General features: G+C 52.2%; 12 protein-coding genes. 2 read left to right on the top strand and 10 right to left on the bottom strand.

Going from position 1 to position 13,812, the window contains the following annotated elements; all coding sequences use genetic code 11:
• Window positions 1–18: 18 nt before the first annotated feature.
• Complete coding sequence (gene acnA / locus GS535_RS08675) at window positions 19–2,694, bottom strand: aconitate hydratase AcnA (protein ID WP_160792977.1); 2,676 nt, start codon at window positions 2,692–2,694, stop codon at window positions 19–21.
• An 11-nt stretch (window positions 2,695–2,705) separates the two neighbouring features.
• On the bottom strand, window positions 2,706–3,731 hold the full coding sequence (locus tag GS535_RS08680) for an isocitrate/isopropylmalate dehydrogenase family protein (protein WP_160792976.1): 1,026 nt from the start codon (window positions 3,729–3,731) through the stop codon (window positions 2,706–2,708).
• A 165-nt stretch (window positions 3,732–3,896) separates the two neighbouring features.
• Between GS535_RS08680 and GS535_RS08685 the strand changes: the two genes are divergently transcribed.
• On the top strand, window positions 3,897–4,925 hold the full coding sequence (locus GS535_RS08685) for an NAD(P)/FAD-dependent oxidoreductase (RefSeq protein WP_160792975.1): 1,029 nt from the start codon (window positions 3,897–3,899) through the stop codon (window positions 4,923–4,925).
• Between the two features lie 82 nt (window positions 4,926–5,007).
• On the opposite strand, the gene GS535_RS08690 is transcribed toward GS535_RS08685, so the two are convergent.
• Complete coding sequence (locus tag GS535_RS08690) at window positions 5,008–5,301, bottom strand: putative quinol monooxygenase (protein WP_160792974.1); 294 nt, start codon at window positions 5,299–5,301, stop codon at window positions 5,008–5,010.
• Between the two features lie 127 nt (window positions 5,302–5,428).
• On the bottom strand, window positions 5,429–7,249 hold the full coding sequence (gene typA, locus GS535_RS08695; RefSeq protein WP_160792973.1) for a translational GTPase TypA: 1,821 nt from the start codon (window positions 7,247–7,249) through the stop codon (window positions 5,429–5,431).
• Window positions 7,250–7,361: 112 nt separating this feature from the next.
• On the opposite strand from typA, the gene queF reads away from it, so the two are divergent.
• Entirely contained in the window at window positions 7,362–7,850 is a 489-nt protein-coding gene (queF, locus tag GS535_RS08700) for a preQ(1) synthase (RefSeq protein WP_160792972.1), read from the top strand.
• A 42-nt stretch (window positions 7,851–7,892) separates the two neighbouring features.
• Here queF and GS535_RS08705 read toward each other — a convergent pair whose 3' ends face one another.
• From GS535_RS08705 to GS535_RS11045, 6 genes are all read right to left on the bottom strand, one after another.
• On the bottom strand, window positions 7,893–9,104 hold the full coding sequence (locus tag GS535_RS08705; protein ID WP_237442260.1) for an outer membrane beta-barrel protein: 1,212 nt from the start codon (window positions 9,102–9,104) through the stop codon (window positions 7,893–7,895).
• An 85-nt stretch (window positions 9,105–9,189) separates the two neighbouring features.
• Window positions 9,190–10,782 carry a carbohydrate porin gene (locus tag GS535_RS08710; protein WP_160793075.1) on the bottom strand — a complete coding sequence of 531 codons (1,593 nt, stop codon included), beginning with the start codon at window positions 10,780–10,782 and terminating at the stop codon, window positions 9,190–9,192.
• Between the two features lie 123 nt (window positions 10,783–10,905).
• The gene (locus GS535_RS08715; protein ID WP_237442261.1) at window positions 10,906–12,432 is read right to left on the bottom strand and encodes a peptide MFS transporter; all 1,527 of its coding nucleotides are present in this window, start codon (window positions 12,430–12,432) and stop codon (window positions 10,906–10,908) included.
• Window positions 12,433–12,486: 54 nt separating this feature from the next.
• Window positions 12,487–12,645 carry a hypothetical protein gene (locus GS535_RS08720; RefSeq protein ID WP_160792970.1) on the bottom strand — a complete coding sequence of 53 codons (159 nt, stop codon included), beginning with the start codon at window positions 12,643–12,645 and terminating at the stop codon, window positions 12,487–12,489.
• A gap of 15 nt (window positions 12,646–12,660) precedes the next feature.
• Window positions 12,661–13,560 (bottom strand): DnaJ C-terminal domain-containing protein, encoded by a 900-nt coding sequence (locus tag GS535_RS08725; protein WP_160792969.1) that lies wholly within the window; start codon window positions 13,558–13,560, stop codon window positions 12,661–12,663.
• The gene (locus GS535_RS11045; RefSeq protein WP_018980071.1) at window positions 13,557–13,718 is read right to left on the bottom strand and encodes a hypothetical protein; all 162 of its coding nucleotides are present in this window, start codon (window positions 13,716–13,718) and stop codon (window positions 13,557–13,559) included. Before GS535_RS11045 ends, GS535_RS08725 begins: the two co-directional genes overlap by 4 nt.
• Window positions 13,719–13,812 lie beyond the last annotated feature (94 nt).

The raw sequence follows: 13,812 nt of genomic DNA on the forward strand, positions 1-13,812 counted from the left end.
AGAGACCAACCATTCTTCTCATGGCTTATGAGCCATATCGCGCAAAACATACGGTAAAATACCGCCATGGCGGACATAGGCCAGCTCATCATCAGTATCAACACAACAGGTCAGGCTTACCTGCTGTTGTGCCCCGTCCTCGGAGGTAATCGTCATTGTGATTGTTCCACGTGGAACAACACGCTCCAACCCTTGAAGCGTCACGCGCTCCGTCCCTGTCAGGCCCAACGTGCGGCGTGTCACACCTTGAGGGAAGGTGAGCGGGATAACGCCCATTCCGACGAGATTTGCCCGGTGGATACGCTCAAAGCTCTCGGCAATCACCGCCTTCACACCCAACAAGGCTGGGCCTTTAGCCGCCCAGTCACGTGATGAGCCCATGCCGTAGGCTTTCCCACCAATCACGACGAGCGGAACTGCTCGTTGGCGATAAGTCTCAGACGCCTCGAAAATGCTCATCTGCTCCCCGTCAGGGAAAAGACGCGTCACCCCACCTTCCGTACCGGGGGCACTTTCATTTTTCAGCCGAATATTAGCAAAAGTCCCCCGCATCATCACACGGTCATTCCCACGCCGGGCGCCGTAGGAGTTGAAATCTGCCTCCGCAACGCCTTGCTCCCGCAGATACTGTCCCGCTGGAGACGTCGGGGCAATCGCGCCAGCCGGAGAAATATGATCCGTCGTGATATTATCACCCAACAACGCCAAAATACGCGCATCTGTGATGTCACGCAGCGGCGCACCCTCAGGAGATAAATGCGTGAAATAAGGCGGGTTATGGATATAGGTTGAGCGCTCATCCCACGGATACGTCGCCGTCCCTGTTGCCACCGGGACATTCTGCCAGTCTTTCGTGCCGCGCGTTACTGTCTGGTAACGCTCACGAAAATCCTCACGATGCAACGCAGAACCGAGGAGTTCCGCGATTTCCGCACGACTTGGCCATAAATCAGCAAGCGTGACAGGGTTCTCCTCCCCATCATGCCCCAATACAGCCTGAGTGATGTCTTCATCCATACGCCCCAACAGGGCATACGCCACCACTAATGGAGGAGACGCGAGATAATTCGCCTTCACATAAGGAGAAATCCGGCCCTCAAAGTTCCGATTTCCTGACAGAACAGAGGCAACCACAAGGTCATGCTCTGTAATGGCCTGACAAACCTCCTCCGCCAAAGGCCCGGAATTGCCAATACATGTCGTGCAGCCATAACCAACCGTCTGAAACCCCAGCGCGTCTAAGTCTTCATCCAGTCCGGCACGTTTCAGATAATCCGTCACCACACGAGAGCCCGGCGCCAACGACGTCTTCACCCATGGTTTAGGCATCAGCCCCAATGCTCGCGCTTTCCGCGCCAGAAGTCCCGCCGCCAATAAAAGCTCAGGGTTAGATGTGCTCGTGCAGGACGTGATCGCTGCGATCACGATCGCCCCATCTGTAAGACGGTAGGATTCGCCTGCAACAGGGGCGCTTACATCACCCCGCCTTTCTTTCTGAGCAGCAGTTTCTTGTAAGAAGCGTTCAAAAGCCGCTCCAGCCTCTGTCAGCGCTAACCTGTCTTGTGGACGGCGAGGCCCAGCGATAGAGGGCACAATCTCTGACAAATTAATGGACAACGTATCGGTAAAAGTCGGCTCCGGTGCCTCCGACTCATGCCACAGCCCTTGTTGGCGCTGATAAGCCTCCACCAACGCCACATGCTCTTGGGAACGGCCCGTCTGATACAAATACTCCACCGTTTTACGATCAACGGGAAAGAAACCTACCGTAGCACCATATTCTGGTGCCATATTCGCGATCGTTGCACGATCAGCAACTGGTAGTGCCGCTAAAGCTGGCCCAAAGAACTCAACAAAGCGCCCAACCACTCCTTTAGCACGCAGTTTTTGCGTGATGGTCAACACGAGATCCGTTGCGGTTGTGCCTTCAGGCAGCTGCCCCTCTAAACGCACACCGATCACCTCAGGGATCACCATCGTCCCCGTTTGACCAAGCATTGCCGCTTCAGCTTCAATTCCCCCAACACCCCAGCCGAGCACACCAAGACCATTAATCATCGTAGTGTGGGAATCCGTGCCAAACACGCTATCGGGGTAAAGGAGATGCTGTCCCTCGGCGTCTGCTGCCTCACACACAACAGGCGCTAGATATTCCAAATTAACCTGATGGCAGATGCCCGCTCCTGGTGGCACAACACGGAAACGGTCAAAGGCTTCCTGCCCCCATCGCAGAAAAGCGTAACGCTCTCGGTTCCGCTCAAATTCACGCGTCATATTCTGCGTTAAAGCATCTTCTTCACCGGATACATCGACTTGCACGGAATGATCAATCACGAGATCAACTGGTACACGCGGATTCACCTGTTGCGGTTCCGCCCCTAGCGCCACCATACCGTCACGCATCGCCGCAAGATCCACAACCGCAGGAACACCAGTGAAATCTTGCATCAAAATCCGTGACGGACAAAACGGCACATCATACTCTGTTTTGCCCCGTTTCACCCAGTCTTCAAATCCATGCAGCGCTGCTACTCCGCCATGACGAACGCTGTTTTCCAACAAAATCTTCAACGATGTCGGCAAACGTTCCAAGCCTTTGGAACTTTGAAGAAGAGCGGGAATACTGAGCGTGCGATAACGCGCGCCATTGACCGAAAGTTCACCCCAATAAGGACGCGTCGTTGAAGCTACCATGGGTGATCTCCTTAGTTTTTCAGTGCAGACAGCAACGCCTCTGTGAAAGCTTTCGTGCCCGCTTGGCCGCCAAGATCCACCGTTCGCACGCCCTGTTGAACCAACACCTCATCCATCGCACGATCCAACGTTTGCGCGAGGTCTGCTCGGCCCACATGCACCAACATCAACGATGCTGCGCTCAGTAACGCAACGGGATTCGCTTTATCCTGACCAGCAATATCAGGAGCTGACCCATGCACGGCTTCAAAAATGGCCATCTTCTCACCGATATTCGCCCCCGGTGCCATGCCAAGACCACCGACTAAGCCCGCCGTGAGGTCAGACAGAATATCGCCAAACAGGTTGGTCGTTACAATCACATCATACGCTTCTGGACGGATGACAAGCTCCATCGCGCACGCATCAACGATACGCTCATCACACGCCACGCGCCCTGCATATTCAGCCGCGACGCGCCGCCCTTCATGTAGGAAAAGTCCGCTGAGTTTCTTTAGGATATTGGCTTTATGCACCAAGGTTACTTTTTTGCGACCATGCTGCAGGGCATACTCAAACGCATGACGCACAATACGGCGACACTCAATGCGCGTATTAAACCCCGCCCCATAAGCAACGGCCTCTGGATCATCCGCGACAGGCATATAATGCTCCATCGCTGCATAAAGCCCTTCAATATTTTCCCGCACAACAACGAGATCAACCCCTTCATAACGCCCTCCAGGAAGGCGGGTCTTTGTCGGGCGGATATTAGCGTACAAGCCAAACATCTGGCGCAATGTCACATTAATGGAGCGAAAGCCTTCCCCGACCGGCGTCGTCAACGGCCCTTTGAGCGCTAACCCCGTGCGACGCAAGCTCTCGAGTGTTTTGTGAGGAAGCACCTCACCAGTGGCCTCGTAAGCACCAACTCCAGCATGATGCACGTCCCACACAAAAGGCGTGCCAAGAGAATCCAGCACGTCAATGGTCGCTTGGGTGATCTCAGGACCAATGCCATCACCAGGAATAAGTGTTGCTGGGATTTTCTTAGTCATGAGACCTCTCCTCCATTCTCATTACGAGGTCTTAAACTGTGAGGGGTGGAAAGCCCTTCTGTCAATTCTCAATCCCAACCAACAGAGTTCATAAACAAATGATGTGTGTTTATTACGTGTAAAAATACTACTCCCATGATCAAAAAATGCTTATGAGGGAACATCATGACCTATACAGCTTCTTCCCTCACGACAGATATCGCCATCGTTGGCGCAGGACCAACCGCTCTTTTCGCCGCTTTCGAAGCCCGTATGCTGCGCCTTGATTGCGTGCTGATGGATGTTCTGGAAAGCGTCGGCGGCCAATGTGCTGCGCTCTATCCCGAAAAACCCATCTATGACATCCCCGCCCATCCTTCCATCACAGGGGGAGATCTGATTACGGCGTTAGAAGCACAAATCGCCCCCTTTGATATTCCACGTTTGCTCGGCAGCCGCGTCAGTAGTCTTCAAGGGGAAAGCGGTGCTTTCATCTTAAAAAATGACCGTGGCGATACAGTACATGCCAAAGCGGTGATTATCGCTGCCGGCGCAGGAGCGTTTGGGCCTAATCGCCCTCCCCTCGAGGGGTTAGAGACGTATGAGCAGAGCCAAGCTGTGCAGTATTATGTCAAGAAACGCTCCGATTTCAGCGGAAAAAAGGTCGTTATCGCTGGCGGAGGTGACTCCGCCCTTGATTGGGCCCTCTCGCTCTCCGATGTGGCAGAGCATATCTATCTGCTCCACCGGCGCGACCGCTTCCGGGGTGCGCCTGAAACACTGGCTCAGGTCGAGGCGAGGGTACGAGACGGGAAGATTGAGAAAGTGGTGCCCTATCAGCTCCACGCCCTCCATGGTGAACAGGGCACACTTCATCATGTTGAGGTTGCCACGATGAAAGGAGAGAATCGCCATCTGGAAGCGGATGCACTGCTTCCCTTCTACGGCCTTTCAACGGATCTCGGCCCCATTGCTCAATGGGGAATTCAGACCCATCGCAGCACAATCCCCGTTCAGCACGCAACGTTAGAGACGAGCATTCCCGGCATTTTCGCCATTGGCGATGTGGCCAGTTATCCGGGAAAGATGAAGCTTATTCTACAAGGCTTCTCAGAAGCCGCTATGGCCATGCACGCAGCGCACCCCATTGCACGACCTGACACTGCTCTCCGTTTTGAGCATTCTACAAGCCTCGGAAAACCCGGCTCTCCATAACCGCCTCTCTCCCAAAACGGGTGCATAAAGAAAAGGGCCGCCTTCTAAACAGAAGCGGCCCTTTTTCGTCAGCGCAAAATAGTCACCCAACGGTATTTAAAAACACGACCTGTGACGCGCCACCTTCAACAAGCGTTTCAATCGCTTTGTTAAACAGCTTCCCATGCTCTGTGCCCATATGTGCTTTAAACGCTTCTTCGTCACGATAGCTTTCTTCCACATGGAAAGACTGCGGATCATCTTCACGGGTATAGACCACAAAGCGCACACAGCCCGGTTCAGCCCGTACATTATCAGCCAAGGCCGTGAGCAAGCTGGCCACTTTCTCGCGGCATTCTGGCAGGGCTCTCATCGTGGCATAAAGATTTTTAGACATCACAGCATTCCTTCTACGAACGTATCCTCAGCCTACGGCTGTCAGGGAGCGTTTACTATAGGCGGCACGTCTTTGCCGTAAAGACAAAGAAAAAGGCCGGAAAAACCGGCCTTTCTCAAAACGTCTTTTACGCTTTCTTCCCGCGAGCGACGCGTTTGCGCTCATGAGGATCAAGATAACGTTTCCGTAGACGAATAGCAGAAGGTGTCACCTCCACCAGTTCATCATCTTCAATGTAAGAAATGGCCTGCTCTAGGCTCATCTTACGTGGTGGAACCAGCTGAAGTGACTCATCCTTACCAGAAGCACGCATGTTGGTGAGTTTCTTCTCACGCACACCGTTCACTTCAAGGTCATTCTCACGGGAATGTTCCCCGATGATCATGCCGGTATAGACCTTCTCGCCCGCACCAACGAAGAGCGAACCACGGTCTTGCAATGAGAACAGAGCATAGGTCGTGGTTGTGCCATCTTCAGCAGAAATCAGCGACCCATTACGGCGACCTTCAATATGCCCTGCATAGGCCTGATAGGAGTGGAACAAACGGTTCATCAAACCAGAGCCACGCGTATCAGTCAGGAACTCACCATGATAGCCGATCAACCCGCGTGATGGGATCAAGAAGCTCAGACGAACTTTATCCCCACCAGATGGACGCATATCCTGCATCACACCCTTACGCAGAGACATTTTCTCCACAACCACACCAGAATAAGGCTCGTCCACATCGACGATCACTTCTTCATAAGGCTCTTCACGCTCACCTGTTTCTTCGTTTTCACGGAACAGAACGCGTGGACGACCAATGGTCAGCTCAAAGCCTTCACGACGCATCGTTTCAATCAACACGCCCAGCTGAAGCTCACCACGTCCGGCCACTTCAAAGGCTTCGCTCTCAGGGCTTTCCGTCACCTTAATGGCCACGTTGCCTTCAATCTCTTTGAAGAGACGATCGCGAATTTGACGTGATGTCACCTTCTTACCTTCACGACCACCCAGAGGGCCGTCATTGATGCGGAAGGTCATCGACAAGGTTGGTGGGTCAACTGGTGTAGATGGCAGCGGCTCATTCACGGAAGGCTCAGCCAACGTATCAGGAATGGTCGCTTCAGACAGACCCGCAATCGCGACGATATCACCAGCCTTCGCTTCGTCCACAGCCACACGTTCTAGGCCACGGAAGGAAAGAAGTTTGGTAACGCGGCCGCTTTCAACAATGCTGCCGTCGCGGCGAATGGCCCGGATTGGATCATTCACCTTCAACTTACCCTGCTCGATACGTCCGGTAAGAATACGCCCTAGGAAGTTATCACTTTCCAAAATGGTGGATACCATCGCGAAAGGCTTATTCTCATCCAAACCTGGGCCCGGCACATGGCGCAGAACCAAGTCGAACAGCGGCTTGAGGTCTTTCTTCGGCCCGTCGAGCTCTTCATCAGCCCAACCTTGGCGACCAGACGCGTAGAGCATCGGGAAGTCCAGCTGCTCATCATCAGCACCAAGGGAAGCAAACAAATCGAAGATTTCATTATGAACTTCGTCAGGCCGCGCATCACCGCGATCTACCTTGTTCACAACGACGATCGGACGAATCCCACGTGCAAGCGCCTTGCCCAGCACGAACTTCGTCTGTGGCAGAGCGCCTTCAGCAGCATCAACGAGGATCACAGCCCCGTCCACCATGCTGAGGATACGCTCAACCTCACCACCGAAGTCGGCGTGGCCTGGAGTATCAATAATGTTCAGGCGGGTATTATCCCACACAACGGACGTGCATTTCGCAAGGATGGTAATCCCGCGTTCACGTTCTAGGTCGTTGCTATCCATCGCACGTTCATCAACGTGCTGATTTTCGCGAAACGACCCCGACTGCTGGAGGAGCTGGTCAACCAGCGTCGTTTTCCCATGATCGACATGGGCAATAATGGCAATGTTACGAATGTCCATGCGATCTTCCAGAGAGCGACAAATTAAGACAGAATGAAGCGTCTTCTGCACCGAATTTGCTTATTTTGCAAACCGGTTCATCATTTTTCTTATATTTTGTGGTATCATCGTCATGACTAAACACACGCCCCAAGGCCCTAAAGCCCCCGGAACAGACGCACTAAGCCAGCTTGGCCAACCAACAACAAACCCAACCAGCCCAGAAGAAGCGACTCTAGAGCGCGTCCCCTCCCCCCATCAAGGAAAACGCTATGTCGTGCGCTTTACCGCGCCGGAATTTACCTCACTCTGCCCTGTCACCGGGCAACCAGACTTCGCTCATATCGTTATTGACTACATTCCACGCCAATGGATTGTAGAAAGCAAATCTCTCAAACTCTACCTGACTAGCTTTCGCAATCACGGCGCTTTCCATGAAGATTGCTCCGTCGCGATCGCCTCACGCCTTGTGGAGCTTCTCGATCCTGAATGGCTGCGAATCGGTGCCTATTGGTATCCACGTGGTGGTATTCCTATTGATGTCTTTTGGCAGACCGGCGCTCCACCCGAAGATGTGTGGATTCCCTCTCAAGACGTACCCGGTTATCGTGGACGTGGCTAAGTCTTCACCCGGTGGGGAAGCCTTTGTGCCTCCCCACCTTTCTTAAAAGCCGACTGTTATATCTCCACCAAAGAGAATCCGTCCCCTGCGCGAAAAATCTGCAAAAGGACGCGTATTGTTCAACGAGCGATCAAAACGAATCTCGGGACGAATCTGAAGCAACTTCACATGATGGCCTACATGAGGTCGCCACACGGCATTAAGAGAAAAATCCCCATACGTAGTAGGCGGTGCGGTATAAACACGTGCAGGAAGACCTAAAAGAGCATGCGCATATCCTTGGTCGTCAGGATATTGAGCAACGAGCGACCCTGTACTATCGCGATACACTTCCCCACGTGCATTGAACGTCAACGTCGAGGTTGCCGCGTAAGCACCCCACACAACACCACTCCACGTATTCGCATGCAGCCCTTCATCATGCAGTTGATTGACCTCACCTGTCAGGCTCCATTTTGGTGAAATTTGCCATGTTGCGTTCAAATCATTCCAAAAGCGCTGTGCTGAATGCGCTCGTTCTGACCCAAGAGCACGTCGCGCATCTTCAGGGCCCACACGCAAAAGATAGGTAAACGACAGGGCCCCACCAGCCAAAGAAGAGCCACTAAACCCTACATAACCGGCCGGCTCCCCATTATTATTACCTTTACCAAAGGACATTTGATTGCCCGCATCAATGCCGAACAATACGGCGTACTGATTCGTCACATGCCACTGGAAATAGCCCCCTACATGCTCAAATGGATTCGAATATTGAGCCGTATAAGACAACGAGTAAAAAGCACGACTCGCCGGATTCAAAACTTCCACCCCCATAGGGGAGGAAAAAATTCCGATCTGTCCGTCTAGCCCATTTTTAGTCAGCCACGGCATATGCACAGCAACATTCGCAACTGTTGGCGTCAGCTGATTTCTATTATTCATCCAGCGGTCAGAAATGCCGGAAATGACATAAGAACGCGCATCCGCCCCGTAAATAATTTGCAGATTCACACCCAGCCCGTACCCATCTCCAATAGGATCTACAGGCTTTGTCACTGTCAGAGCAATCTGATTAAGAAGCGGCTGACCGCTATAGGAGGGAAGAAGCTGGCCAAAATTCTGGCCATTCTTAGGGTGGCCGGAATTCCCCATGGCACCACCTTCAGCTTGCAGCCCCACATCAACATCTGACAGCCAGCTTTTAGAAGATAACGAAGATACACCCTCTCCCCTTGCCTTCGGCACTCCTAAAAGAATACTACCAACAACCAAGAGGAGAGCTCCCCCTCGACAATAAAACGTACAGGATAATGTCGAGAGAGCATGCACGGTATAACCTTTCGATAACGTTACGTTATCAGAAAGTTATACCAGCTTCCATGTCAAAGAGAAGCACATCTTTGTAGCGGCTTGTCGCCCCTGGTCGCCAATAATACTGAAAGCCTGGACGAATCAAAAGCCAACGTGCTGGACGATAGCCATAATTCAACTCAAGAGCACTTTCAGTGCCAGGCCTGTACAGGTCTTTATAACCACTATTCTGCATCCCCCGCACCCAGTGACTCAACTTAGGATTGATCCAGATAATCTTACCACCCAAGCTGATCGTATCATCAGGTCGTCCCGGAAATGTCCCTTTCCGCACTAAACCAAGCGTCATCAAGTATGGCGCAACTGCCGTGCGTGGATCCCCCCATGTAAAGGAGCCAAAAAAGGCCGTTGAACGCCGTGGGTCATTCTCATCACGCTCCAACATGCGGTCAAATTGGAACCACCCACCAAAGCGCCCTCGCACTTTAGGAGACTGCACATTCTGAGCGAGCTGTGCTGGCACTCCATAGGACTTCAATTGAGAGAACACATCATGAACTTCGGTTGTATCCCAGTAGCCACCGATCTTCACATTGGTTTGAAGAGGGCCACTATAATCATCCTTACCCCCTTGATGCCAACCTAATTGAAACGGCAGGAACATGCCTGTCGCACCACCAAGGCCAAGATTCCATGCACGTCTACGCTCTGTAATTCTTGGGTCAACACTATATGCCCCAAATTGCACGAGATAGTGATCATTCCCAGCGGGATAAAACTTTACCCATGCACCTGGATGAGCACTGGGATAAAATCCATAACCCGAGTTCATCGCAATTGATTGCGGCATACCGCAAAGGCCATTATTTTGGAATTGGCAGTACAGATTTCCACCCCAATAAATAGATGACTGCTCAAAATCATTTTCTGTATTAATTTCGCCGACCTCGGTATCAACATATTTATTCCACCTCATCTCCCACGAAAGCTGTGTTAGATGGCTGTACTGGCCTGCGCCATAAATCTCTTGAGGACTATTCACCACAGGAAGAGCATTTCCCAGCCCCGTCCCATGCCGATCTGTCATCATGAAATGGATCATCCCAAGAGAGAGACCCGTCATTTTCTTAAAATCAATATCAACATTAAACGCGAATTCATCCGCATAACGTCCACCACGTGAACGTCCACCTATGGGGTTAACGGACGTATCCTCAAAATAACGCCCCCCCATTGAAACCCCATGATCTTGAAGATAGGAACGCCACCCCATAGGATCTCCAAAGACGCCATCTTGCTCAAGCCAATTATCGAAACTCGATGGGAGCAGGGTGGTTTGACGCTTTGTCGCAGGGCGCCCCCCCTTCCCAAAATAGGGAGCCATCAAAATGCTTGGCATCGGATAGCTGCTTTCCGGCAAAAAACCACTATTAAAATCAGCTTCGTCTGCTGGGTGATAAGGCTGAAGCAAAGTAGAACGGCGCAGCTGTGTCGGTCTTGCCTTATACGTACGCCCTGACGAGGCAGCATCCTGATGCGCGCTATCTGGCGAAGAAGCGTTTTGAGCATTCGCCGTCGTACAGAACGCTAGGGAGACGAGCAGCGCTCGCCCAATCATCTTCCAGCAATCACCGTTCATAAACACGCCGTTCTTACTTCTCGTTCCAACTTCCCCACCCAGATACTTCATTTGCAGTCACAAACACCAGCCCCTCATAAAAAAGTCTTGAAATTTCTATAATTCAGCACCATCTGAAATCTTTTATTTACAACATTTAAAATTCTTTTCATGGTAGCTTTCTAGACGTTTCACAAATGGGAAAATACCCACCAAAACGAGACACATAATCCCGGCACCAAAACTTAATTTTGCAAATAGCGGTGCGTAGAATGTTGCACGAATAACATGCTGCTCGGCCCCCTCAGGAAGGGCAGCAATATTGGCTACCAAACCACCGCCATACATCCCCACTCCCCAAAGCAGATAGAGCGCTCCCATAAGCAAAGCACTGATGCGAGCTGGTGCATAACGAGCAATAATCGCAAGGCCTAACCCCATCGTCAGCAGTTCCCCAAGGGACATTGCCCCATAAGCAAACACCATTACCCAGGGGGAGACTTGCGCCTGTGCTGTAGATGCTGCCCACCACAAAACACAACATGCTATCCCGACACAGACATACCCTAAAATAATCTTAACAGGGAACGAGACATCACGTCCTGTTCGAGCGCTTCGCTGGTACAACCATGCCAAAATTGGACTCAACGCCATAACCCAAAGCGGGTTCAACGCCTGGAACTGACCTGCCGACATTGTGAAGATCGGCCATGACCCCAGCGTATAGGTTCCAGACACCGCACGAAGCGCAAACAGCGTCAGAGAGCTTTGCTGTTGTTGGTAAAAGACCAAATACGCCATGGTTTCGACGCTCAACACATAGCTCAAAAATAGCCCAGCTTTCTCATGAGGTTGCACCTGCTTATAAAGCCATCCCCACAGCAAGATAAGCGCGACACTAAGGATGATGACGCAAAAACGGATGACCGACGGACTCGCCATCAACCACACAGAACCGGCCCAAAGCGCTAAAAACCCTAGAGCACCGGCTACTAAAGCACGCTTCGTAGGCGCAGGACGCGATATCTCCGCAGCCAAACTCGGCAGGCTTTGCTTTCTCAACGTGAAAAATCGTCCAATCCACCGCGAACACAAGGCATAATAGGTCAGCCCGATCAACAGTCCCAAAGAACACAGACCAAATGCAACGGCAGAACCATAAAATTGCTGCAACCAAGGAACCAATAACATAGAGATGGTTGAGCCGACATTGACCGCCATGTAGTACAGCGTGAATGCTGCATCCAGCGCCGTTCCATCGCCTGCATAGATCTGCTTCACCAATGCTCCAGCATTGGGCTTAAACAAGCCACTCGCCAGAGCAATGAGCGTCAACGCAGGAAGAAAAAGAGCCGGATGTTGTAGAGAAACAGCCAGTAGGCCATAGCCCAATGTGAGGCCAATCGCCCCACTTACAAGAGTTGGCCGCGTTCCCAACCATTGATCCCCAACCACACCACCAAGCACAGGCAAGGAATACATAAGAAGCCCTAAGGCCCCCTGCATGAGGTTTACATGCGTATCGCTCATGCGCAGATGCTGAACCATAAAAATGGTCAGCACCGCCTGCATGCCGTAATAGCCAAAACGCTCCCACAGCTCGATGGCCAATACAACGGAGAAGGCACGCCGCCGAGCGGGGCGCAAAGGAAGGGGATAAGGCTCAGACATAAAGAAGGCCATTTTGTAACAGGTTAGAAACGACCTTCCTTCCTAGCGCAAATTTTACCCGCCGGCGAGACGTAATCCGTGCAAGGTCACGATAGCGTGGAAACCAACCACAACAAAGACGACAACAAAAAGGGTGGCAAAAAAGGCCCCGATAAGATCTTGGCGACGCAGCCATCTCACCCACGCCCCCCACCGAACAGACAGCTTCACCACGCCTGCGCCCCTTTCTTACGCTGCATCATCTCCATGACTTTCCTGCCGGAGAAGCGCTTCAAGCTCAGGGCTCGGCTCACCAATAACCACACGCAGCGTCGCGAAAAGATCACCAGCGGCCTGACGACTCGTTTCAGCAATTCCGCGCCCGCGCAAACGCAAGACTGTGCCACTATCTGAATGCGGCTTAACTGTAATTGCCACCGTGCCTTTTGGTGTCCTGACACGCACTTTTCCGCCTAGGACAGCTGTTTTCAGATCTACGTCAACCGTGACACGAAGATTGCGCCCCTCCCGCGTATAATAAGAATCAGGGGCCACAAAGACTTTCAAGAGCACATCACCGGCGGGCCCCGGCTGGCCATCACGGCCTGGACGACCGGGAGCGCCTTTACCGCGCAGACGCAATGTCTGACCGTCTTCAATCCCAGCGGGGATCCTCACGGTCACCTGTCGTCCCTCACCAATACTCAACTCACGCTGTGTTCCTAACGCTGCATCGGTAAAGGAAATGCGCAACTCACCTTGTAGGTCTCCACCGCGTTGCGGGCCGCCGCCGCCCCCAAAGCCACCACCAAACATGCTTGAAAAAATATCGCCGAGATCTTCTTGGTTAAAGCCTCCTTGCCCACCGAAACCAGCGCCAGGGCCGCCTCCAAATCCACCGCCAGCATGACCAAAGGGGGCACGCTCATTGCCATCAGCGTCAATCTCACCCCGGTCAAAACGAGCGCGCTTCTCCTTATCCCCAACAATTTCGTATGCCTTACTGACAGCCTTGAAGCGTTCCTCTGCCTTCGGGTCATCTGGGTTACGGTCTGGATGATACTGTTTCACCAGCTTCCGATAAGCACTGCGAATATCTTTCTCGGATGCCGTCTTGCTCACACCAAGGGTCTTATAAGGATCGCTCATTTCTTATCCATATCCTTCAGATTACCATCATCAAGCAGGTCAATCAGCACGGCGAGCAGCTCACCACGTGAAAACCCAGTCTCAACCCCCTGCTGTAAAAGCGTCTGCAGCCTTGGCTCCAGAAAATCTCTGGCGGAATATGGTTCTGCTCCCGGCATTATAATCTCCCTATCCCCAAAATGTGGGGTGTCTTTGCGTGTGCGTCAATAGAGAGAGAAAACGAGAGGCTCTCTTCAGCATCAATCCACTTTA

It is taken from the genome of Saccharibacter sp. EH611 (assembly GCF_009834765.1).
GTDB lineage: Bacteria > Pseudomonadota > Alphaproteobacteria > Acetobacterales > Acetobacteraceae > Saccharibacter.